General features: G+C 69.4%; 16 protein-coding genes. 10 read left to right on the top strand and 6 right to left on the bottom strand.

The features are described 5' to 3' along the window. The first annotated feature begins 260 nt into the window (after positions 1 to 260). The 6 genes from BHS09_RS06700 to BHS09_RS06725 all read left to right on the top strand — a co-directional run bounded on the left by BHS09_RS06700 (position 261) and on the right by BHS09_RS06725 (position 11,979). The gene (locus BHS09_RS06700) at positions 261 to 2,558 is read left to right on the top strand and encodes an MtsA protein (RefSeq protein ID WP_237080216.1); all 2,298 of its coding nucleotides are present in this window, start codon (positions 261 to 263) and stop codon (positions 2,556 to 2,558) included. A gap of 181 nt (positions 2,559 to 2,739) precedes the next feature. Next, on the top strand, positions 2,740 to 4,329 hold the full coding sequence (locus tag BHS09_RS06705) for a thrombospondin type 3 repeat-containing protein (protein WP_174259206.1): 1,590 nt from the start codon (positions 2,740 to 2,742) through the stop codon (positions 4,327 to 4,329). A 171-nt stretch (positions 4,330 to 4,500) separates the two neighbouring features. Continuing rightward, positions 4,501 to 5,832 carry a cell-cell cohesion MYXO-CTERM protein MtsC gene (mtsC, locus tag BHS09_RS06710; RefSeq protein WP_174259207.1) on the top strand — a complete coding sequence of 444 codons (1,332 nt, stop codon included), beginning with the start codon at positions 4,501 to 4,503 and terminating at the stop codon, positions 5,830 to 5,832. A gap of 35 nt (positions 5,833 to 5,867) precedes the next feature. Further along, complete coding sequence (mtsD, locus tag BHS09_RS06715; protein ID WP_140788306.1) at positions 5,868 to 7,847, top strand: cell-cell cohesion protein MtsD; 1,980 nt, start codon at positions 5,868 to 5,870, stop codon at positions 7,845 to 7,847. Further along, a complete protein-coding gene (locus BHS09_RS06720) occupies positions 7,844 to 9,592 on the top strand; it encodes a vWA domain-containing protein (protein WP_140788308.1) in 1,749 nt (582 codons plus the stop codon). Before mtsD ends, BHS09_RS06720 begins: the two co-directional genes overlap by 4 nt. A gap of 11 nt (positions 9,593 to 9,603) precedes the next feature. Beyond that, entirely contained in the window at positions 9,604 to 11,979 is a 2,376-nt protein-coding gene (locus BHS09_RS06725) for a hypothetical protein (RefSeq protein WP_174260500.1), read from the top strand. 62 nt (positions 11,980 to 12,041) lie between these two features. Here the strand turns inward: BHS09_RS06725 and BHS09_RS06730 are convergent, their stop codons facing one another. Next, complete coding sequence (locus BHS09_RS06730; RefSeq protein WP_237078092.1) at positions 12,042 to 12,473, bottom strand: hypothetical protein; 432 nt, start codon at positions 12,471 to 12,473, stop codon at positions 12,042 to 12,044. Positions 12,474 to 12,504: 31 nt separating this feature from the next. On the opposite strand from BHS09_RS06730, the gene BHS09_RS06735 reads away from it, so the two are divergent. Continuing rightward, positions 12,505 to 13,011, top strand: coding sequence for a hypothetical protein (locus BHS09_RS06735; protein WP_237080217.1), 507 nt, complete (start codon positions 12,505 to 12,507; stop codon positions 13,009 to 13,011). A 2-nt stretch (positions 13,012 to 13,013) separates the two neighbouring features. On the opposite strand, the gene BHS09_RS06740 is transcribed toward BHS09_RS06735, so the two are convergent. Together BHS09_RS06740 and BHS09_RS06745 are read right to left on the bottom strand one after the other, a co-directional pair. Continuing rightward, entirely contained in the window at positions 13,014 to 14,666 is a 1,653-nt protein-coding gene (locus BHS09_RS06740) for a GMC family oxidoreductase (RefSeq protein ID WP_140797483.1), read from the bottom strand. After that, on the bottom strand, positions 14,663 to 15,319 hold the full coding sequence (locus BHS09_RS06745; protein ID WP_140788316.1) for a gluconate 2-dehydrogenase subunit 3 family protein: 657 nt from the start codon (positions 15,317 to 15,319) through the stop codon (positions 14,663 to 14,665). Before BHS09_RS06745 ends, BHS09_RS06740 begins: the two co-directional genes overlap by 4 nt. Positions 15,320 to 15,453: 134 nt before the next feature. Between BHS09_RS06745 and BHS09_RS06750 the strand changes: the two genes are divergently transcribed. Further along, on the top strand, positions 15,454 to 16,797 hold the full coding sequence (locus BHS09_RS06750) for a hypothetical protein (protein ID WP_140788318.1): 1,344 nt from the start codon (positions 15,454 to 15,456) through the stop codon (positions 16,795 to 16,797). Beyond that, entirely contained in the window at positions 16,794 to 17,366 is a 573-nt protein-coding gene (locus tag BHS09_RS06755) for a hypothetical protein (protein ID WP_140788320.1), read from the top strand. The genes BHS09_RS06750 and BHS09_RS06755 overlap by 4 nt, the downstream gene beginning before the upstream one ends. A 106-nt stretch (positions 17,367 to 17,472) precedes the next feature. Here BHS09_RS06755 and BHS09_RS06760 read toward each other — a convergent pair whose 3' ends face one another. Beyond that, positions 17,473 to 18,117, bottom strand: a complete 645-nt coding sequence (locus BHS09_RS06760; protein WP_140788322.1) for a DUF3332 domain-containing protein — start codon at positions 18,115 to 18,117, stop codon at positions 17,473 to 17,475. A 138-nt stretch (positions 18,118 to 18,255) separates the two neighbouring features. Then, positions 18,256 to 19,620 carry a sigma 54-interacting transcriptional regulator gene (locus tag BHS09_RS06765; RefSeq protein ID WP_140788324.1) on the bottom strand — a complete coding sequence of 455 codons (1,365 nt, stop codon included), beginning with the start codon at positions 19,618 to 19,620 and terminating at the stop codon, positions 18,256 to 18,258. A 303-nt stretch (positions 19,621 to 19,923) separates the two neighbouring features. Here BHS09_RS06765 and BHS09_RS06770 point away from each other — a divergent pair, with 303 nt between their 5' ends. Continuing rightward, on the top strand, positions 19,924 to 20,505 hold the full coding sequence (locus BHS09_RS06770; protein ID WP_140797484.1) for a hypothetical protein: 582 nt from the start codon (positions 19,924 to 19,926) through the stop codon (positions 20,503 to 20,505). 55 nt (positions 20,506 to 20,560) lie between these two features. On the opposite strand, the gene BHS09_RS06775 is transcribed toward BHS09_RS06770, so the two are convergent. After that, positions 20,561 to 22,258 (bottom strand): ligand-binding sensor domain-containing protein, encoded by a 1,698-nt coding sequence (locus BHS09_RS06775; protein WP_140797485.1) that lies wholly within the window; start codon positions 22,256 to 22,258, stop codon positions 20,561 to 20,563. Positions 22,259 to 22,362 lie beyond the last annotated feature (104 nt).

Here is a 22,362-nt window from a genome sequence, read left to right on the forward strand (position 1 = left end):
AGGTTAAGCGATGCGTGTACCGAGCTGTCAACGCACACTCCGGCGCGCGCATGTGACGCTGTGCGCGCCCAGGTGTAGAGGGCACTCCACCCCATGTGGGGCGCGTCCACCACGGTGAGGCGGGATGTTGCCGGGACGCTGGAAAGATGGCGTGCGGTGCTGCGTTTCGAGCTCGCCGGGCTGATGGGTAACCGAGACATGAATTCATCCCCGCACGGCGGGGGATGGGGGATGCTCCCGCGCGGATGCTACGGGCGCGGATGAGCAGGAACCGCAGGCGTGCGGTGCTGGCGGTGCTGAGCGTGACGATGGTCGCCACGGGCGTGGTGGTGCATCGGCTCCGTGAAACAGCCGCACCCGCTCCGGTATCCGCCGCCGCGCGTCCTGTCTTGTCGTCCGTGGGGCCTCGGCTCACGAGCAATGAGACATCTCAGCCGCTCTCCATCCAGGGGGAACGGCTGGTGCCGGGGCTGTCGCTGGCGCTGGGCCCTCCGCTGTCGCTGCGCCTGCCGTTGACGGTGGTGGATGACACGCACGCCTATGCGCGGCTGCCCGCGGGGCTCCGTCTGCCGGAGGATGCGCCGCAAGCGGTGGTGGAGGCGCGGCTCGTCGGGGCGGACGGCACCGAGTCGGAGGGCTCGGGGCGGCTCACGGTGGTGAATGACGCGGCCTTCACCGACCTGACGGTGATGGTGCCCGCGCCGGATGGACGGACGCTCTTCATCGCTTCGCCGCCCACCGACACGGTGTTCGCGCTGGAGGTCGACACCGGGCGCGTGTCGCGGCTGGCCACGGGAGACGGTCCCTCCGCGCTGGCGGCCTGGACGGATTCGGACGGCCGGCCCTGGCTGGGCGTAACGCACCGGTATCAGCCGGAGCTGTGGCTGTACGCGCTGGACGCGCTGGACGCCGCGCCTCGGGTGCTGCCCGCGCCGCTGGGGGCCGAAGGGCTGACCGTGGATGGCCGGGCCGGCGTGGCCTTCGTGGCCGAGCGTGTGCGGGACCAGGTGCAGGCGCTGTCACTGGCGGACGGGCGCGTGCGGTGGTCGGCGCCGGTGGACCCCAACCCCCGGGCGCTGGCGCGGTGGAAGGACCTGCTGGCGGTGGGCAGCCTCCAGACGGGGCAGTTGGAGTTGCTGCGGCAGGAGGATGGGGCGCTCGTCGCCGCGGTGGCGCCGGGCCCAGGGGTGTCCATTGTCGGGGGCAACACCGAGCGCTTCCGCGAGCAGGTGATGGGCGGCAAGGCGCCGCGCTTCCTGGTGGCGAGCGAGCGGCTGGGGCACGTCTTCATGTCGAGCCTGGGGCCGAACGTGGGGCCCAATCCCCAGCGCATGGAGGTGAGCGCGAACAGCGGTGTGTCGGTGGTGGAGCCCTCGCGGGGCACCTACGTGCGGCACCGGGGCTTCGGCGCGGGCGGCACGGAGGGGTTGGCGCTGGACGACGGCGCGGGACTTCTCTACGCGGCGGACGTGGGACTGGGGCTCGTGCGGGTGCTGGATGCGCGAGCGCTGGTGTCGGGGGACGCGCCCGCCCGGCGCGCGGTGCTCCAGGAGGTGACGGTGGCGCCGCCTGAAGGCACGCCGCGCATCCGTCCGCCGGAGGACTTCGGGGTCCGGGGCAGGGCGGGCGAGGCGCTCCATTCGGGCCCCAGCGCGCTGGCGCTGTCACCTGACGCGCGCACGCTGTATGTGCTGAACCGCTTCACCCGGACGGTGGCGGTGGTGGACGTGCGCGAGGCGAAGGCGGGCAAGACGCGGGTGGTGCGTCAGCTTCCGGTGGAGACATCTCGCGCGCAGGCCAAGCGCCGGCTGGGGCAGGTCCTCTACTACGCGGACCTGGGGCGCACGGGCATCACCTGTGACGGCTGCCACATCGAGGGCCATACGGGAGGCATCTTCTACGAGAAGACGCAGCCCAACCGCATCTACCGCTCCACGACGCTGCGAGGCAGCCGCGACACGCCGCCGTACTTCACTCCCGCCAGCCACATCAGCCTCGTGGACACGGTGCGCTTCGTGGGCGCGCGCAACCGCTTCCGCAACCCGGACCCGTCGCCGTCGGAGGTGGAGGCGCTGGCCCTCTTCAACGCGCTCATCGTCACCCCGCCCAACCCCCATCGCGGCGAGGATGGTGCCCCGCTGGAGACGGTGGCGTTGCCAGACGGAAGGGTGGGGCGGCCGGCGCGAGGCCGCGCGCTGTTCGAGGGCAAGGGCGCCTGTGCGACGTGTCACCCGGCGCCGCTCTATACGTTGGACCAGGACCTGGCCACGCGGGGCCGGTACCTCGAGGTCGGCACGCCGGTGGCGCTGCCGCTGAGACTGGAGCAACAGGACCTGGTGCCCGGCGCGGCGACGCCTTCCCTGGTAGGGGCGTGGGACGTGTGGCCCCTGCTGACGAGCGCCACCGCCGGTTACGGGGTGAAGGACAACCGGCTCGTGGTGGAGACGCGCTTCGCGCTGCGCGCGCTGCTGGAGACGTCCGGGCCCCAGCATGGCGATGCCCGCGCGCTCACGCCGGAAGAGTGCGATGACCTGTTGGCGTTCCTGCTCACGCTGTAGGCCGTCACCTGGCTGCCCATACCCGGAGGACACAGGGATTCACGGCGCCTCTGGGTGTCTCCGGCCCGTTCCACGGGGGGCCGAATTGTCGGTCCGTGCTGTGCCACTTGAGCGGTGCTTACAGGCTTCGTGTCACCAGCGCTTGCGTTGTCACCGGGGCCTAAGGTGTAGAATCGGACTGATGCGCGCCCTCACGCGGTCCGTCTGGCTCATTCCCGTGCTGTTGCTGTCGTGTTCCGACGCGGGCCTCTACGCGCTCAATGGCCGGGGCCCTGGCGGGAAGGACCGCGCCAGCTTCGCCGGTACCGTCTGCGTTCCGCTCGCGGGCGGCGAGGCCTTTCCCACGAAGGTGATTTTCGCGCTCCAGGGCGGCGAAGGCGTCGAGCGCGAGGTGGTGGGTTACGCGACCGAGGCGCTGTCCACGCTCTCCAGTCGCTTCTCCGGTCCCTTCGTCCACTTCGGCCTCGTCGCGTACCACACGGTGGCGACGGGCCTGCTGGGCAGCTTCTCGGATGCGTCCGACTTCCAGGCCGCTCTGCCGCGCTACGCCACCTACCAGGAGTCCGGCCCGGTGAGCGTCCGCGCCGCCCTGCGGCTGGCCAAGACGCTGCTGTCAGGCGACATGCAGACGTCCTGCCGCGGCGAGGTCGCCCGCACGCGCTACGTCATCGTCGTCGTGGTGCGCAGCCAGGACACCAGCTGCGCCAACCCGGCCTTCAACGTGGGGCTCGACTCGCGTTGCAGCGCGCTGGGCAACACGTCGGCGTGCAGCCAGTGTGAGCTCACCGCCGTCACCGGTGAAATCAAGGCGCTGGCCTCGCAGTTCAGCGCGGGCGAAGTGGTGGTGCAGCCCATCTACGTGCGCGGCGAGACGCCAGACCCCATCACCCGCCAGCACGTGGCCGCCATCGCCAACGCTGGCGGCACCGAGCCGCTGGAGACGGACGCGGCGGGCCTGTCGGGCACCCTCACCAACATCCAGTACGCCGCGCGGACCAACACCCTCAAGCTCAAGCGCTTCTTCGCCTACAACCGCAACGTGGTGGTACGCGCCGGGCAGGTGCTCGTCGACAGCGACGGGGACGGCCTTCCCGACGAGGATGAGGTGCTGATGGGCACCGACCCCCTGCGCCAGGACACGGACCAGGACGGGTTGATGGACGGTGTCGAGGTTCGCATGGGCCTGGACCCGCTCCAGCCCGACGTCATCAACGGCTGCAACGTGTCCCTGGACGAGGACGGCGACCGGCTCAACACCTGCGAGGAGCGCGTGCTGGGCACCAACGCCTGCATCGGCGACACGGATGGGGATGCGCTCCCGGACCTGGTGGAGGCGCTGGCGATGACGAACCCGCTCATCCCCGAGGACCTGCTCGACACGGACCGCGACGGCATCACCAACGTGGCGGAGGTGGAGGCGCACGGAGACCCGCTCAGCGCCGACCTCGACTTCCACCGCGAGCGCGGCTACGGCTACGAGCTGGTGGAGACCACGCCCACCGTGGATGGCCGCAGCTGCTACCAGGTCCGCGTGGAGAACGTCACCGTCGTCCCCACCCGCGAGCGGCCACACCCCTTCATTCCGGGCGAAGTCATCAAGGCGGGCACCAACGAGGTGTACCTCTACCTCCAGGCCGGCCGGGACAATGATCCACGGGGCGCGGGCATCGGCTCGCTCCTCATCCAGGAAATCCAATACAGCGAAGAGGGGGGCCGCCTGCCGGCGGGCATCATCCCCCTGGAGCCCGACACCTTCATCCCGGGGACCTGAAGCCCTCCCTTGGATGTGGGGTCTACCCCTCGCCTCCACTGGGGAGTCCCCCCCACATCTTCTGTTCGACGCGTCCCTGCTTGTGCCCAACCCGCTGACATTCCAGGGCTTCTCCCAAGTGTCTGGTACGGATCGTTCCTTGCTAGGCGTCCGGTGTTGAAAGGAGTCACCATGACACGCGCTCGTTTCGCTTCAGTCCTCACGCTGGGGGCTTTCCTCGTCTTCAGCCCCGCCGGGGCGCTGGCTCAGTCCAATAACAACCCCGACAACCCGGAGTGCCTGGGCGACCGGTGCGGCATGCCGCTGGAGGTCGGCGGTGGCTGTGGTTGCGGCGCGGGCGGCAGCATCTGGGTGAACTACACGGACGACGGCGACACGCTGTCGTACACGGACGACGCGGACGGCGACGGCCGCGCGGATGACCGCGACAATTGTCCCTTCGTCTCCAACCGCGACCAGGCGGACGACGACGGTGACGGCGTGGGCAACGCCTGCGACAACTGCCCCACGCTCTCCAACTTCCAGCAGCGCGACGCGGACGGCGACGGCATCGGCGACGACTGCGACCCGGACCAGGACAACGACGGCCGCCCCAACGCGGAGGACAACTGCCCGCTGGTGCCCAACCCGAACCAAGAGGACCTGGACAAGGACGGCCAGGGTGACGTCTGCGATCTGGACGACGATAACGATAGCTGGCTCGACGGCGAAGACAACTGCCCCCGATTCGCCAATGTCGATCAGACGGTGATGCCCGAAGACATCACCGTGTGCCGCGTGGACGCGGACGGCGACAACATCTCCGACAGCAGCGACAACTGCCCCGGCGTGCCCAACCCCGACCAGCGTGACACGGACGGTGACGGTGTCGGCGACGCGTGCGACCCCGACATCGACGGCGACAGCGTGCTCAACACGCAGGACAACTGCCCCGCCGTCGAAAACCGCGACCAGCGCGACGACGACCGTGACGGCATTGGCGACGCGTGCGACACGCGCTACTGCCTGGTGACGAACCCCGAGCGCCCCGACGACTGCCTGGACCCGAAGTCGCCGTTCACCGTCAGCGCCGGTGGCCTGTTCCGCACGGACAAGGCCGGCATCACCATCCGCCCGCCGCTGTTCGCCAACCGCAACGGCGCGGCCATGGAGTACGAGTGGGTGGTGGTGAAGCGTCCCTCGGGTTCCACCGCCGTGGTGGAGCGTCCTCAGGGCGCGGTGACGCTCAGCCGCGACTGGCAGTACATGTACGTCGACGGCAGCGTGCCCACCTTCGTTCCGGACAAGAAGGGCGAGTACCAGCTCCAGCTGACCGCGCGCCTGGCCTTCTCCGACCGCGTGTTCCCCGACCAGCGCGTGTCCGCCTCCACCCTCACGGTGCTCGTGGGGGATGACTCGGAGGAGGGCAACAACTGCAGCTCGGTGCCCGCGGGCTTCAGCGCCACCGCCCTGGGCGCCGCGCTGCTCAGCGTGCTGATGCGCCGCCGCCGTCCCCAGCAGTAACCTCGCAGTCCCCCCCTCCAGGAGGTCCCTTCCGCATGCGCCGCTTCGTTCGTACCTCGCTGCTCGCGGCGGGCCTCCTGGCTTCGGGCCTGTGGTCCTGTTCGGACGCCATGCTCGAATCGAGGGTGGATGCGCTCTCCAACCTCGATGACCGGCTGACGCTCCAGGGGCGGGTGTGCACGCGCCCGCCCAGCCCCTCCGGCTTCCCGGTGAAGGTGGTGGTGGTCATCGACGAGTCGGGCAGCATGTGCGTCTCCGACCCGCCGGGCTCGCAGCTCGACAACGGCTTCTGCCAGCGCCGGGAGATTCTGGACATCATCCCGGAGGGCGTCACCGAGCCCGCGCGCGTGCGCGCCCTCAAGCGGCTGGTGCAGCAGTTCCGGGAAGTGAATGCGCAGGGCGGCAACGTGCAGGTGTCCGTCGCCCCCTTTGAAACGAACGTGCGCAACGTCTGGCCGCCCACCACGACGGGGGACCGCTTCGCCCGGCCGGACAACAACATCGACAGCTACATCGAGGGCCTGCAGAGCCAGCTGGGCAAGGGCACCGACTACCAGGGCGCCCTGTCCTACGCCTACAGCCTCATCTCCAGCGACATCAACGCGGTGGCGCAGTCCAACCCGGAGCTGCTGCCGCGCACGCGCTACGTCGTCGTCTTCCTGACCGACGGCACGCCGTATCCGCGCTGCTCGGCCACCGACAACCTCAGCGTCTACGCCGACCCGGACAACCCGGACCTGACGTGGGCGGACTCGCTGAGAGACTTCTGCAACCTCACCAACACCACGGACCAGATTGATGGGTTCGAGGTGGGGACGGACCGCAACCAGAACTACCAGCTGTTCAGCTACGTGCGGCGGCTGATGGAGTTGAAGGACCAGTACAACGTGGGCGATTTGCGCATGCACACGGTGCTGCTCTTCAACCAGGAAGCGGTGCGGGCGTGTGGCCCCATCTGCCAGGACATCTACGGCGTGTACCCGGGCGTGGAGCCGGCGCGCTATCCGGAGGCCGCGAAGAAGATCGCCGCGTGGCTGCTGCGGCGCTTCGCGGACATCGGCAACGGCGTGTACCAGGAGTTCAACGACACGGGCGAAATCTCCAACCTGGGCCTGGGCGCGCTGGACTACTCGTCGTTCGCCTCGCGCAACGTGATGAAGACGCTGATGGTGGAGTCGCTCAGCTCCGCGCCGGGTGACACCGGCCGCGTGCTGGACAGCGATGGGGACGGGGTGCCGGACTCCATCGACAACAGCTTCACGCTGAAGACCAACACCTTCGTGGCGGACAGCGACGGCGACTGCCTGGATGACGGCTTCGAATACCGCCGCGAGGACCAGGGCTTCCGCGCCGCCAATGATTTGGACGCGCGCGGGTGCAACCCGGCCTCGCCGCTGACGCCCAACTGCGTCTGCCGCGACACGGACGGTGACGGCCTGTCCCAGTTCGCCGAGGACTACCTGCGCACGCGCACCGGCATCGTGGACAGCGACGGAGACGGCGTGCCGGACGGCCTGGAGGCGCGCTGGGGGCTCAACCCGCTGGAGAACAGCGTGTCGGGCCTGGACACGGACGGTGACGGCATCCCGGACGCCCAGGAGCTGCGCGCGGGAAGTAATCCCACGCGCCGCGACAAGGCCTTCCACGAGCGCTTCGGCTACCAGTACGAGACGCGCATCGCGGAGGTCCGTCCCGACGGCAGCCTCTGCTACGACTTCACCGTGTCCAACCTGCAGCTCGTCACGCCGCCGGACCGCGCGGGCGTGAAGCAGGGCTACAACCTCTTCAAGGTGTGGTTCGCCGAGGCACCGGAGAGTGGCGTGAGCACGGACTACGGCGTGTGGCGCACCGCCTGCGCCTGGGCGCAGTATGCGCCGCCCAGCGTGCGGGTCCCGGTGGGGCCCGAGCTGACCTTCGAGGATGCTGACTTCCGCCGGCCCGACACCTTGAGCAACCCGTGGAACAACCAGAACGACTGCGTCGGAATCCCGCCCTCGGGGAGCGCCAATCCGTGAGCCGCGTTGTCCGAGTCCTGGCGGGCGTCCTGGTGGCCGTGGCGATGGTGATGGCGTGTACGGATTCCTATCTGTACGACCCTCGCCGTGACACGGAAGTGCCGGTGGACCGGGCGGTGACGTTGGAAGGCCGCTTCTGCACCGTGGGCAGCAACGAGGTGGTGCGGCCCATCAAGCTGGTGGTCGCCATGGACGCCTCGCAGTCCATGCGGGTGAGCGACCCGGACGGCGCTCGCGCCACCGCGCTGGTGGAGCTCATCCAGAACCTGCCCAGGGACCCGGAGGTGCACCTGGCGGTGATGCTCTTCGCGGGCAGCACCACGGCCTTCCTCACGCAGCAGCCGGGCAACCCGCCCCAGGACGGCTTCGTCCAGGTGTCCTCCATGGATGACGCCACGTTGCGGCGCCTGTCCGAGCAACTGCTCACCTTCCGCAACCCCGACACCTCGCCGAACCGGGACTCGACGGACTTCGTCAAGCCGCTGTCGGACATCTACTCGCTCATCAACACGGACATCGCGCGCAGCCGGCTGGACCCGGGCGGTGCGCAGGCGCTGGCGCAGGCGCGCTACTCCGTCATCTTCCTGTCGGACGGCAAGCCCACCAACGACCAGGACGACGAGTTGCTCCGGGGCGACGCGGTGGTGCGCATTCGCCAGCTGCGGGATTTGGTGGAGGACGTGCGCGTCAACACCGTGCACGTCTTCAACCCCACGCAGCCGGTGTCCTCGGTGTGTGACTTGTCTGGTGATGGGGGCTGCCCGCTGCTCATCATCAACCAGAACGCGGACCGGCTGGAGCAGATGGCCTCGCTGGGCGGCGGCAACTTCCGCGACTTCCGCAACAACGAGCCCATCAACTTCCTGGACTTCACCTTCGGCCAGGTGCGCCGCGCCTTCATCGTGAAGGAGATGGTGGCCTTCAACTTCTCCGCGCCGCCAGGCAGCCCGGTGGGCGAGGCGGACTCGGACGGTGATGGCCTGACGGACGCGCGCGAGCTGGAGCTGGGCACGGACCCGCACAAGGTGGACACGGACGGGGACGGCTTCAGCGACGGCGTGGAGGTGTACTTCCGCGACCGCGGCGTGGACTTCAACCCCACGCAGGAGGCCCTGCCCGACGGCGGCGGGCTGGACCGCGGCTGCCCGCCGGCGCTGCGCGGCGTGGACTCGGATTGCGACGGCCTGCTGGACTGCGACGAGCAGTTCGTGGGCACCAACGCGACGCTGGCGGACAGTGACCGGGACGGCGTGCCGGACGGCATGGAGTGGCTGGGCGGCACGCAGGGCGCCAGCAACGACTTGGACGAGGACCCGGACAACGACGGGCTGACGAACCGGATGGAGCTGCGGATGCACACCCGGCCGCTGGCGGTGGACACCGCGGACCTGTCGGTGAATGGCTACCGCTACGCCTTCGAGGCGGACGGCCCGCCGGACAACCTGGGCCGCCAGTGCTACCGCTTCCGCGTGGAGAACGTCCTGCTGGCCCCCACGATGGCGTCCGCGGACGACGCGGGCGTGGTGCAGCGCGGGGCGGGCTTCAACGACATCGCGATGTCCGTGGCCATGGTGCCCGGAGACGACCCCACCGCCCGGACGCTTGTCCGCACCTTCCGCGTGAATGACGTGCGCTACCCGGTGGGCGGCATCAAGTCGCCCGCCGACGGCGTCATCCGCGTGGAACCCGAGCAGTTCGTCGACGGCTGCCCCGGCCGCCCCGACGACGTGCCCCCGACGCCTTGAGAACCGACGCCATGCCCACCTCTGTCCGTCTGTTGCCGCTCGCGTTGCTCGTCCTCGTCGCCTGTTCGTCTGGAGGAGGCGAGACACCAGACGCGGGGACTCCCGTGGTGGAGGACCTGTGCAATTCGCGCGAGGAGGCGCTGACGCGGCCCGAGTGCGAACTCAAGCCGGGCGAGCCGCTGGAGCGCTTCCTGGCGCTGGACAGCGAGCCGCGCGCCGGTGACCAGGACTGGTACCGCATCGTCCTGCCGCCCGGCACCAACGCCCGCACGCTGCTGAACGTCAACGGGACGTACCTGGCGTCCAGCACCGCGGTGAATCTGTCCGTCACCATCCTGGGGCCGCTGCCGGACGGGAAGGAGGGCTCACTGGCGAAGAAGGAGGACAAGCACGCCCAGGGCGCGCCCCGTCCGGTGGACATCGTGTTGCCGCTGCGTGACGGGATGGAGAACCAGACGCTGCTGGTGCTGGTGCAGGACGCGCCAGACGTGCCGTCCCGGCCCAACTTCGACGCGCGCAACAAGTACCGGTTGACGGTGCGCATCGACCAGAACCCGGACGAGCAGGAGCCCAACGACACGCACGAGACGGCCACGCCGCTGGTGCTGACGCAGTCCGGGGAGATGCTGATGGGCGCCTCCACCGGCTATCTGGCCACCGACAACGACGTGGACCACTACGCCTTCGACCTGGCGGCGGGGAAGGTCGCCTACGTGCACATCAGCGCGCCCGACCTGGACTTCGTGCCCAACTGGCGCCTGTCCTACGAGCTGTGGCGCCCGGACTTCACGGAGAAGGAAGACGAAGGCGTGGTGCTGCCCCAGGTGCGCGGCGGCGAGCTGGCCACCGCGCGCAAAATCAAAGTGGAGCACGCGGGGCGGTGGACGCTGGTGGTGAAGGGCTACCGCGGCACCAATGACCGGGACACGGCCCAGGGAGACCTCGCGCAGCCCTACGAGGTGGAGGTTCGCGTGCTGGAGGAGGAGGACGCGCAGGACCGCACAACGACGGGCAATGACCGCGCGCAGGAGGCCACCGCGCGCAACCTCGTCAGCGCCACGCCCGGCGGCGCCGGCTCGTCTGTCTCCTTCACCGGCCGCCTGGGCTACATCCCCGACCGGGATTGGTACTCGGTGCGGCTGCCGGCCTTCAGCACCCCCACGTTGCTGCGCTACCGGCTGGTGCCGCTGGATACGGGGGGCCGCTTCCCCGCGCTGCCGGTGACGGCCTCGCGCGTGGTGCACGTGTTCACCCTGGTCGCCACCGGGGGCCCCCTGAGCGAGTCGCGGGAGAGCTGCGCCACCAACGCCGCCGTCTGCCCGCGCGACTTCTCGGAGAACCCCGACGCCCGGGGCCTGGTGGATCGCTTCTGCCGGCGCACGGATTTGCCCGCGCCCATGTGTCTGCACTCGTCTCGCGAGGAGGCCGTGGGCAACTCGCGCTTCACCGCCCTGAGCAACTTCCGGGGTGTCATCCCGGTTCCGGCGCATGACGCCGCGCTGATGTACTACTTCCTGGTGCAGGACAACGGCTCGTGGGTCGACGACAAGGACTACCGCCTGGAGGTGAGCTGGGATGTGGAGGATGCGGACGAGTTGTCTCGCTACGTCAATGGCGCGGAGGCGCCGGTGGCGCGGACGCTCGCGTCCACCACGGCCTTCCCGTCGCCGCCCGACACGGCGGAGTTCTCCGTCACGGGCCAGTTGTCGCACGGCCACGGCCGGCTGCGCAGCGGAATGGACCGCGTCAACGGGCTCGGGGTGCGTGGCCCGCTGGACTACGACGCCGTGCCTTCCGACGTGGACTCGTACGTGTTCGACCTGCCGTCGGTGCCTCCGCCGGAGGACCGGACGTGGCTGCTCCAGTGGGAGGTGGCGAAGCTGGCCGACGGTGGCACGCCGCACGGCCTGGCGCTGGACCTCACCTTCTGTGACGGCGATGCGACGGACGCCGGTGTTGGCACCTGCACGCCGGTGCGCACGGGCAACCGGGGGCCGCTGACGCTAGGCTACCGCTCGGACGCGCTGCGCGCCTGGCACACGCCGTCCAATGCGGGCACCAGCAGCCTGCAGCCGCTCTACCAGTTGGAGGACCGTCCCAACTCCACCGTCGTCACCCTGGCGCCCTATGCCTGCGGCTGCCTGGAGCGGCGCTTCATCCGCGGCGGCACCCTGCGCGTGGACGTGACGGCGTCGGAGCGGCTGGACTACGAGCGGGTGAACTACACGCTGCGCACCGGCCACGGGGACTATCCGCAGAGCTACCCGGTGGACGGTGGGACGACGGTGTCGTGCCCGGTCGTCACCGACGGTGGGACGACGCCGGACGGAGATGGCGGCGTCATCCAGAACTACGCCGGGGGCTGCAACTTCACCTACCAGCCATGATGCGGGTGGCGTCAGGGCGGGAGCGCTGGCTCCCGCCCGTCACGCGGTGGTCCGCGAGGACTTCAGGGCGCGACACCCAGCCCATTGAGGGTGATGACCTGCTTGGCGGCGTTGGCGGCGTTGGATTCGATGGTAATCGTGCCGTTGTATTCCGTGTCATCGGTGGGCCGGAAGGCCACCGTCAGGAAGGCGCGGTCATACGTCTCCAGCCGCAGCGGCGTGCCCGGGGTGAAGCCTTCGGGAAGCTGGAGCGTGAAGACACCCGGCGCGGACAGGGTGATGGCGGAGATGTCCAGCGGGTCCAGGCCGCGGTTCTGGATGGCGAGCGAGTTGAAGGTCGTCTGCCCGACGTAGGTGCCGTGTTCGAATTCGCGGTTGAACGTCAGCGCCGCGCGGTCGATGAAGAGTGTGGGCGCCTGGGGAAGCTCCGTCTCGTTCCCACAGCCAGCCAGGGCGAAGAAGATGATGGGGAGCCAACGGGTACGCAGTCGCATGGACATACACGCCTCGCATGAGGGTCTGAAGATGACGCCGGTTGTAACAGTGTTTGGCCGCAAGGCCCAGGCAGCAGCGGTGCTGCTTTTTGCGTCGCTTTGGGGCGCTTGCGACGGCACGCGTGAGGACTTCATTGGCGCGCGTGTGAAGGACACCTGCGGTGCGGCCTGGCCTGTGTGCGACCGCGTGGCGGGCTGTATTCTCGGCTCGGAAAGTTATTCAGAAGGCCGCTTCCCTGGCCGGCAGCAGCTCATCGTCCAATTGAAGGAAGCCTCCACCGTGAAGGTGAGCCTCTTCCTGGAGGACGTCACCGCGGCGGGAAGTGAAACCGTGATGCTCTTCCATGAAGAGGGCTGCCGTGCGCGCATCCGACGGGCCACGGAAGGCCGCGCGGTGCTGGACGTGATGGAGCGGCAGGGCGCCTTCACCGAGGAGGCGGAGCTCACCGGCGTGGGCGACCACCTTATCGAGTTCGAGTCCGACATGCAGGCGCGCTACATCGTCAAGGTGGACGTGACGCCGCTGCGCAATCGCTAGCGTCAGCCCTTGAGCTTGCGCACCAGGTGGTCCGCCACGCGGAAGCTGTTGGCGCTGATGGTGAGCGTGGACGGCACGCTGCCGCCGGTGGGCATGAAGCTGCCGTCCACCACATAGAGGTTGGGCACCTCGTGGGCGCGGCAGTCGCGGTCCAGCACGGACGTCGCCGCGTCGTCGCCGAAGCGGCAGGTGCCGTGCTGGAGGATGGACGTCTCACCGCTGGTGGTGCCGCGCCGGACGTCATCCGGGTCCAGGCGCAGGAGGACCTCCTCGCCGCGCTCCACCAGGAAACGCGTGGCCGCCAGGTCCATGGGGTGCCGGTCCACGGTGATGGCCGCCACGGGGATGCCGTAGCGGTCCTTCACGCCGTCCTCCACGCTGACATAGGTGCCAGCGGTGGGGAGGAACTCGGCGTAGACCTCGAACTGGAGGATGCGTGAGTCGCGGTACTCCCGCATCTTGTCTTTCAACGCCTTTCCGAAGAGCGCCTTCTCGCCCTTGCCCGCCAGCCCCACGGCCGCGTGGATGGGATTGGGGTGGGCCCACATGAAGCCCAGCGTGCCGCCCTTGCGGAAGCCGAACTGGGCGTCGGGCATCAGGTAGAAGTCCTGGAGGCTGCGGTTCACGAAGGGAGATGGGTCCTTCAGCCACGGCCGCGCGGCGGACTGCTTCGATAGGCGAAAGGTGGCGTGGGACTCACCGAACGAGCTGAAGGTGAGGTTGCGCCCCACCAGCCCGTTGCCGTTGGCCAGGCCTTTGGGGAATCGGCTGGAGGTGGAGTTGAGCAGCAGGCGCGCGCTCTCCACGGCGGTGCAGGACACGACGATGACCTTCGCGGGCTGCTCGCGCGTCACGCCGTCCGCGTCGATGTAGACGACGCTCCTCGCGCGGCCCTGCTTGTCCACCTCTACCGTGCGCGCCATGCAGCCGGGGCGCAGGTCCACGTTGCCGGTGGCCACGGCGGCGGGGATGAGGCTGGCGTTGGTGCCACTCTTCGCGCCTGTCTCACAGCCGTAGCTGCCGCACAGCGCGCAGTACGAGCACGGCGCCCGGCCCCGGTAGGGTTTGCTGAGGATGCCGCGCGCGGTGGGCAGCGAGTGCCAGCCCATGGCGCCGCACGCCTTGTCGATTTCCTTCGCCACCGGGTGCACGTCGAGCGGCGGCAGCGGGTAGGGGCCACTGCGCGGCTCGGCGAAGGGGTGGGGGACGGACTCGCCGGACACGCCCAGCTCCGCCTCGGCCTTGTCGTAGAAGGGCGCCAGCTCCTCATAGGAGATGGGCCAGTCCGCCACGGTGCTGCCGGGCACGGCGCCCAGCGTGGAGCGCAGCCGGAAGTCCACCGGCTTGAGCCGGTAGAAGAAGCCGCTCATGTGGACGGTGCCGCCACCCACGCAGTTGGCCGTCCACGCCGCGCTTGTCTTCTCATAGCGGCCCTTCGCGCCCTGGCGCACCAGGTGCGGCTCCTCCCACGGCACCGGCATGAAGAAGTTCCGGCGGCTGTTCAGGATTTCGTCGTGGATGAAGTCCTTGGGCTGGTAGTGCGGGCCCTTCTCCAGCAGCACCACGTTGAAGCCCGCGCGGCCCAGCTCCAGCGCCATGGGCGCGCCGCCCGCGCCGCTGCCGATGATGCAGACGTCCACTTCGGGCAGGCTCACCGGTGTACCCCACATTCACGCAGGCACTTGGGCCCGTCGTAGCCTTCGGGGGGCGCGGAGGCGACGGTGCCCACGGTGTCGAAGCCCATCAGCCGCCAGCCCACCTTGCCCTGGTTGCCGCCGTAGGACGGGTCCCCGAGGAAGCCCTCCAGCGTCATCACCGTCAGCAGCTCGAAGAAGTGCGCCTCGCCGCTGCGAGGCGGGCTGTCCTTGAAGAGGGTGAGCAGTTCGTCCTGCTGCTCGGCCGTCAGGGCGGCGAAGCCCTTCTGGTGCATGCGCTGGGCGCGGCGCTCCAGGGCCGCCACGCCGGAGAGGAAGTCCTCGCGCACGGGCTCCAGCTCAGGTGTCTGGAGGATGCGGTCGATGTAGACGGGGACGTTCGCATCGAGGGCGCCCGGGTCTTCATCCCGGGGGAGGATGCGCTCGGTGGCCGCGGCCACCACCGCGTATTCGAAGGAGGAGAAGGTGCGCGGGGCCTGGCCGTCCTGCTTCGCCGCCAGCGGACCGGTGTCGGAGGGAGGCGCCTTCTCTTGCGATTCGGAGGAGCGCTTGCAGGCGGGGCCGAGCAGCACCACACCTCCGCCCAGGAAGGTCAGCCGCTGGATGAGGGAGCGCCGGGACAGGCGCCCCCGGTTGGAATGCGCACGTGTCATACGGCGCGCGAGCCTAGCGCACGCAGGCTCTTCGCGCTGTCTTCATGAAACATGCTCGGTTGCTCCCCGCCGCGCGGCGCTGGCGTAGGATGCCGCCACGACGTGCAGGGCCGACAACACACGAGGAGTGGCACATGAAACGGCATGCCTGGGCTCTGGGCCTGGTGCTCGCGCTGGGGTGTGGCAAGGACAGCAACCCGACGCCCCCTGACGCGGGCGGTAACCCCGACGGCGGTCCGATCGACACCTCGGCCTTCGCGAAGTTCGTGGTGGATTCGAGCGAGGGACAGTTCGACCCCATCTCCTCCATCGCCATGGCCGTGGGTCCGCAGGACCGCATCGGCATGGCGTACTTCGTCCGCACGGGGACGATGACGTACGAGGTCGAGGACTCGGACCTGATGTACCGCGAGTTCAACGGCGGGCAGCTCGGCCCGGCGGAGCGCATCGCCACCGTACAGCGCGTGTACGGCGTGTCCGTGGCCTTCGGGCCGGATGGGCAGCCGGTGGTGACGTACCTGGGCGGCGGTTCGGATGACACCTCGTACTGGTTCCAGAGCGACCTCGCGGTGTCCTATCGCAGCGCCTCCGGCGCGTGGACGGAGCGCATCGTCGTGCGGCGCTCCGATGAGGCCCAGCCCGTCAACCCCGCCCTGGACCAGGGCTTCCTGGTGGGGCTCAATCCCGCCATCGTCTTCTCGGGGAGCGAGGTTATCGTCGCGTACCGGGACGGGAAGCTGGGCAGCACGGAGCGCCAGTCCTATGCGAGCAGCGACCTGGAGGTCGCCAGCGGAGGCCCCACGACCTGGCAACGCCGGGTGGCGGTGGGCTCCGGCGATACCAAGCTGGGCTACGGAGGCCACATCGCCATGGTGATGGCGGGGGCGCAGCCGGCCCTGGTGCATGACAAGGCCCCGGAGGCCGCGCATGCCACCGGCACGGACGTGCACTTCCAGCGGCGCAACGCGGACGGGCTCACCTGGACGCCGCCAGTGCGCGTGCAGGCGGTTCCCAACACGCAGCTCGGGGCCTCGCTGGCGCATGACTCGGTCGAGGGGTTCGGCATCGCCGTGCTGAACAGGAACTCGAACGCGCTGACGTACACGGAATGCGCTGACACCTCCGCGACGTCCTGCACGTCCGAGCGGGACTGGTCCATGCCGGACCCCGTGTTCAACAGCGGCACGGGCGGCTGGTATCCGTCGCTGGCCTTCGACCCGGTCCACCATGAGCCGTCCATCGCCTTCTACATCTGCGCCGCCGAGTCCAGCCGCAATGACACGAGCTGCAACCCGAACGACGACGCGTTGGTCATCTCCACGCGCATCCAGGGCATCTGGCGGGAGATGCTGGTGGACGCCGGCGGTGGCTGGTCGCCGAAGCTGGCGTACCTGTCCAATGGCAAGCGCGTCGTCCTGTACCGGGCGCCGGTGGTGGCGCAGGACAAGGGCGTGCTGAAGCTCGCGGTGGAGCGATGACGCGCGCGGTCCGCACGCTGGCGGCCGTGGGCCTCTCGGTCCTGATGGCCGGAGCGGGGCTGGCCGCGTGCGGCCTCGCGGACAACTCGCTGGCCGGCAGCGTGTCCGAGCTCTTCCCGCTGGAGGTGTCCCGCGTGGAGGTGCTGCGCAACGCGGAGGCGTTCCAGGTCAGCTACTACCGGAACAACGACCTGGACGTGGACCTGGTCGTCCGCCTCACGGTGTCCACCGAGGGGCTGGACCTGCGTCCTGGGACGAAGGTGAACCTCGCGGGCACCACGCCGTCGGGACAGGCGCGGGCCACGGTGGTGCACCTCAACGCGGGCGAGCCCGCGCGCGTCTTCGGGCCGGTGAACAAGGGTGACTTGCAGCTGGAGTCTGGAGGCAACCCGGGCGAACCCACGCGCGGAGACTTCTCCATGTCCTTCAGCCGGGGTGACGGCTTTGGCGCCGGCCGCAACCTGGAGGGCACCTTCTCCGTGGTGGCGCAGGACGCGAGCTTCGGCCCGGAGCCAGGCGAGCTGCTCGACGGCGGCGTTCCTCCCGACGCGGGCACGCCTCCCGAATAGCGGGAGGGGCCGGAGCGCGTCGGGCGCGCTGCTGTTCGGAAATGTCGGGGGTTTTGGTGCCGCGAATGTCCCGACATTTCCGAACAGTGAGCCGTGGACGTGCTGGCTACTGGGCCACGCAGGTGTTGCTGGCCAGGCCCTGGGACACGGAGGCCTGGGCCACGGCGTGCTGCGCGAGCGCCTGCGCGCCACCCTCTTCGTACACGCGGCGGGCCACGGCCAGCGCGTCACGGGCGTGGACCGTCAGCGTGGTGCCGGCGGCATCCGTCACCGCCACCGCGCCGTCCGTCGCCTCCTGGGCCTGGATGAGCATGGCGCCGGCGTCGTCGCGGACCACCATGCCGTCCTCGAGCGGCTCGAAGTAGCGGACCATCGTCTCCTGGCCCTCGCGCGCCAGTTCCATGCGCATGACGCCCGTCTCCACGTCACGCGACAGGCGCAGCGTGTCGGTGGGGCTCAGCTTGACGATGCGGGTGGTCTCCGGCGCGCCGTCCACGCTGGCGACGGGGTTGCTGCCCGTCCAGAACTCGATGCTGTTGATGACGATGGCGTCGATGAACGCGCCCAGTCCGTAGACGGGGATGATGGTGAGCACGAGGAACATCAGCCACTGCACGAACTTGTTGCCGGAGATGTTCTTGTTGAAGTTCCAGATCTTCTGCGTGAGCTGGAACTGGCCGAAGCAGCCGGTGGCGTGCATGGACATGAAACCGGCGAACAGCATGGCGAGCCAGGGGGACGGACGCTTCATTCTTTGACGTCTCCTAGAGGGGGGAGGCTTGACTCCCAGTGCGCCGCGAACATGCCACGGCGCGCACTGCTGTCACGAGCCCCTTCCACACTCCGTCCGCTGTTTGCCAGTCCGACGCGCCAGACGCCTGCGGGTGCCTCAGTCCGTCTCGCTCTGAACGAGTCCGTACTTGTGGAGCAGCGAGTACAGGTGCTTCCGGTCCAGCTCGGCCTCGCGGGCGGCGCGGGCGATGTTGCCTTTAGCGCGGCCCAACAGCCGGGTGAGGTACTCGCGCTCGAAGGCGCGGATGAGCTCGTCCTTGCAGACCTTGAAGGGGCCGGTGAACTCCACCGGCAGAGAGTCCCCGGCGGCGGCGGGGACCTCGCGGGTGAACTCGCGCAGCAGGGTGTCCCCGGCCAGCTCGGGAATGTCCACCATGTGCCGGGCGCGCTCCAGGGCATTGCGCAGCTCGCGCACGTTGCCCGGCCAGGTGTGCCCGGTGAACTGCTCGCGAATCTTCTCCGGCAGCCGGGGCCACAGGCCTTCGCCCGCGAAGGCATCCACCAGCAGGGGGATGTCCTCCTTGCGGTCTCTGAGGGAGGGCAGGCTGACGGTGAAGACGGAGAGGCGGAAGTAGAGGTCCTCGCGGAAGCGGCCCGCCTGCGTCTCCGCCCACAAGTCCTTCTTGCTGGCGACGATGATGCGCGCGTCGAAGGAGATGGGGGAGGAGGCGCCGAGCCGGCGGAACTCCCGGTCCTCGATGGCGCGCAGCAGCTTGGGCTGCAGGTCCAGGGCGAGGTCGTCGATTTCGTCCAGGAAGAGGGTGCCGCCGTTGGCGCGCTCCAGGCAGCCGATGCGCTGGCTCACCGCGCCGGTGAAGGCGCCCTTCTCATGGCCGAAGAGCTCGCTCTCGATGAGGGAGTCGGACACGCTGGCGCAGTCGAAGACGACGAGCGGCCCGCCCGCGCGGGGACTGAGCTTGTGGGTGGCCTTGGCGGCGGCGCCCTTGCCCGAGCCCGTCTCACCGACCAGCAGCACGGTGGAGTCGGTGGGCGCGATGCGCTGGAGCAGCGCGAAAATCTGCCGCATGGGCAGGCTGCGGCCCACCAGGTCGCCCAGCCGGTCCTCCAGGATGGGCTCGACCTGGACCGGGGAGACCTGGGGACTGAAGCGCAGGCGCACGTCGCCGACTTCCAGCAGGGCGCCAGGGCGGAGGAAGGCCTCACGCACCTGGGCACCGTCGAGGAAGGTGCCGTTGGTGGAGCCCAGGTCCTGCACGAGGAAGCGGTCCCCCTGGCGGCGCACCACCAGGTGGTTGCGGCTCACGGTGGGGTGGTCGATGACGACGTCATTGTCCGGGGCCTTGCCCACGCGGAGGGCTTCATTGGCCAGGGGGAAGACGGTGCCGGCGCGCTCGGTGTCCAGCAGGACGAGGTGGAAGAGCTGGGCGGAGAGCCGTTCCCCTTGAGTCCGTGCGCCAATGACGGTGTGAGAGGGGATGGGTGCGGGGGGCAGGGCGGGCATGGCCGGCGGGGATTCTAGACGGCTTCGCGCCTCGTGGTGACTTCCTGTCCCTCAGGATGATGCCCGCCCAGCAGCCGGCTAGGCGGGGACCGGTCGGGGCGGCAGGGTGGGCATCCGGTGCAGGGCCGAAGCGGGCTGCCCACGGCCCGCTGTCGCCGCACGGAGACACATGAAGGAGGTCGGCCCGCCCCGGTTCGACCCGGGGTGTCCTGGCCGGCGGCGACGTCGGCGCTCGATTTGGACGCTATCGGCGGGCGGCGTGGCGGCTTAGGACGCGGGGCAGCGAACCTGGAGGACTCTGTGATGACGGATGTGCGCCCCGAGGCGAAGCCCGTACAGAGGAATCGTGACGAATTGATTGATGCGCTGCGACAGCACCTCGCGGGCACCTTTCGCTGGGCTGGCGCGAGCGTGGTGCTGGGGGGCCTGGCGGTGCTCTATGGGTGGTCGTCGTTCCAGCAGGAACTGGATGCCGGAAGACACAGATGGCCGTTCAGTGCCCAGCTCCCGGTGTGGGGGAGCCTGCTCGTGGTCATCGGCCTGCTCGCCTTCTGGCTGGCGCCTCGCTACACGCGGAGGCTGGTGCGAAGCGTGGAAGCCGATGTGCGGGTTTCGCTGCTGATGACGGTCGAGCGGAAGGAGTTGCCCGGAGACGACAACGATGTCTTGTTCGTCGCCACCCTGTACACCCCGAAGCAACAGCGCGTGGTGCTTCAAAACGTGCATTTTCGTCAGGGGTACAAGCCGCTGGCGTATCCCTTCGAGGAAGGCGTTTCCCTGGCGCCGGTGCAGGTGTACGGCAGGCCCGGCCGGGGCCCCATCGTCATCGACGCGGGCTGGGCGTTCCTGCTGCCCGCCAACCTGACGTACCCCTGGTACAAATAGGAGCGGCCGCTCCCTTGGAACGAAGCGGCCGCCACGGCCCTGTCGCCAGGTGTGGCTAGTCCCCGGAGTAGACGCCGATGGTGCCCGGCATCACGGTGCCATCGCTCAGCGTGGTGCCCTGGAAGGCCACCAGCATGCGGCGCCGCGGGCCGGAGCGGTCCACCTGGATGTCCGGCACGCGCATGCTGGACAGTTCTCGCCCGAGCACGGAGAGGCCGTAGTGGGAGACGGAGCCGCCCCGGACACGGGAGAGGCCGCCGCCCCAGCTATGACCGGCCCAGATGCTGCCGTTGGCCGGGTCCGCCGCCACGCTGGCCACGTGCGGCGCGGCCAGCTCGTTCTTCAGCGTACGCACCACCTGACCGCTGTCGTTCAGCTCCGCGAGGCCGTGGCCGAAGGAGCCCACCCACGCGGAGGTGCCCACGACGGCGATGCCGGAGACCAGGTCATCCGTGCGCTGCTCCGGACGGGAGTAGCGCTCCTCGCCCACCGCGTCCTTCCAGATGTCGATGCGGTTCCATGCGGAGGCTCGGGACTCCGTCCGCGTCTGGCCCTCCCAGAAATCGTTCGCGACGGTGCCGTAGAAGTAGCGCGTCGTCCGGTTGGCGCCGCCGACCCAGACATCGCCGTCCGGACGCACGCCCAGGCCCCAATACGCATCCGTGAGCAGCGCGGGCTGAACCCTCCACCGGCTCCGGTCCTCTCCGTACTGGGCCCGGTCCGCCGTGGGGTTCGTGTAGATGTACGCGTTGATGCCCGGGTGCGAGTGCTCCTCCACGCCCCAGCAGTGGAACTGCCCGTTGCACGTCGGGTCGCCCCGGTAGTCCGCATCACCGCGGGCGAGGCCGTGGTTGGCGCCAAACCAGACGCTGTTGGTTTTCGCGTCATAGGCGATGCGCCAGATGTTGCAGAGCTTCTCGCGGCCTCGCAGTTCGGCGTCGACGACGTTCGGTCCCGAGAAGATGTCGTAGTGCACGACGTCGAGCGTGCCGTCCGCGCGCAGTGCGACACGGTCGGCGTCACCGCTCTTGTATCGCGCGGGGTCCGGCGCGTTGCTGTCCCAGTTGTTCTCGCAGTGGAGCGCGCCGTCGCCCGGCATGCCCTCGTAGCCGACGAAGACGGTGTCGTTCCAAGCGCCCGCGACAGAGATGACCTTGAGGTACTTCGGTCCCGGCGGCGCGCTGCCGTCCGGCATGTAGCCGTACGGGCGCAGGCCTTCCGCCATCGTGTAACGCCGGAAGGTGCGCTCACCCTTCTTCATGAGGAAGAGCCCTTCTTCGCCGCCCGCCACCCAGATGTTGCCGGATGCGTCCGCGCTCACGCCGTGGATGAAGCGGGGGCCGCCCGCCTCGCGGCCGAAGAACTCCCAGTTCGCCGCGGAAGGCGTGGGCAGGGGCACTTCCACGGGGCCCCCGTCCGGCGTGCCACCGTCGTCATCCGGCGTACCCGAATCCGGCGTGCCACCGTCGTCGTCCGGCGTGCCCGAATCCGGTTCTCCCGCGTCGGGCTCGTCCGGTGTCCCTGAATCCGGCGTGCCCGAGTCCGGCGTGCCTGCATCGCCTTCCGGGGCTTGGGGGGATTCCGAGGGCGGGACGTCCAAGTCCTGTCCGTCCGTCGTGCCACTCCCCGAGCCACAGCCCGTCCACACCCAGCCCGCCATGAAGAGCGCGCCCGCCCATCCCCATCCGCGCTTCATCTCGTCACCGTCCCCTGCTGAAAAGCCGATCGGCCCGAAGTGGGTCGTCGTGTTCAATCCCCGTTCGTTGGCAAGGACGGTGCCAGCACGAGCAGCCTTGAAGCGCGGCGTGTCCGTTGGGCGCCAGACACGATGTGGGTAATCCGCTTCCCAGCGTGCGT

Origin of the sequence: Myxococcus xanthus (genome assembly GCF_006402735.1) — a bacterium.
GTDB classification, from domain to species: Bacteria; Myxococcota; Myxococcia; order Myxococcales; family Myxococcaceae; genus Myxococcus; species Myxococcus xanthus_A.

Bases quoted from the DNA above. Each gene is read 5' to 3' on its own strand.
- BHS09_RS06700 (WP_237080216.1), top strand. From the start codon at position 261: ATGAGCAGGAACCGCAGGCGTGCGGTGCTGGCGGTGCTGAGCGTGACG.
- BHS09_RS06705 (WP_174259206.1), top strand. From the start codon at position 2,740: ATGCGCGCCCTCACGCGGTCCGTCTGGCTCATTCCCGTGCTGTTGCTG.
- mtsC (WP_174259207.1), top strand. From the start codon at position 4,501: ATGACACGCGCTCGTTTCGCTTCAGTCCTCACGCTGGGGGCTTTCCTC.
- mtsD (WP_140788306.1), top strand. From the start codon at position 5,868: ATGCGCCGCTTCGTTCGTACCTCGCTGCTCGCGGCGGGCCTCCTGGCT.
- BHS09_RS06725 (WP_174260500.1), top strand. From the start codon at position 9,604: ATGCCCACCTCTGTCCGTCTGTTGCCGCTCGCGTTGCTCGTCCTCGTC.
- BHS09_RS06730 (WP_237078092.1), bottom strand. From the start codon at position 12,473: ATGCGACTGCGTACCCGTTGGCTCCCCATCATCTTCTTCGCCCTGGCT.
- BHS09_RS06735 (WP_237080217.1), top strand. From the start codon at position 12,505: ATGACGCCGGTTGTAACAGTGTTTGGCCGCAAGGCCCAGGCAGCAGCG.
- BHS09_RS06745 (WP_140788316.1), bottom strand. From the start codon at position 15,319: ATGACACGTGCGCATTCCAACCGGGGGCGCCTGTCCCGGCGCTCCCTC.
- BHS09_RS06750 (WP_140788318.1), top strand. From the start codon at position 15,454: ATGAAACGGCATGCCTGGGCTCTGGGCCTGGTGCTCGCGCTGGGGTGT.
- BHS09_RS06755 (WP_140788320.1), top strand. From the start codon at position 16,794: ATGACGCGCGCGGTCCGCACGCTGGCGGCCGTGGGCCTCTCGGTCCTG.
- BHS09_RS06760 (WP_140788322.1), bottom strand. From the start codon at position 18,117: ATGAAGCGTCCGTCCCCCTGGCTCGCCATGCTGTTCGCCGGTTTCATG.
- BHS09_RS06765 (WP_140788324.1), bottom strand. From the start codon at position 19,620: ATGCCCGCCCTGCCCCCCGCACCCATCCCCTCTCACACCGTCATTGGC.
- BHS09_RS06770 (WP_140797484.1), top strand. From the start codon at position 19,924: ATGACGGATGTGCGCCCCGAGGCGAAGCCCGTACAGAGGAATCGTGAC.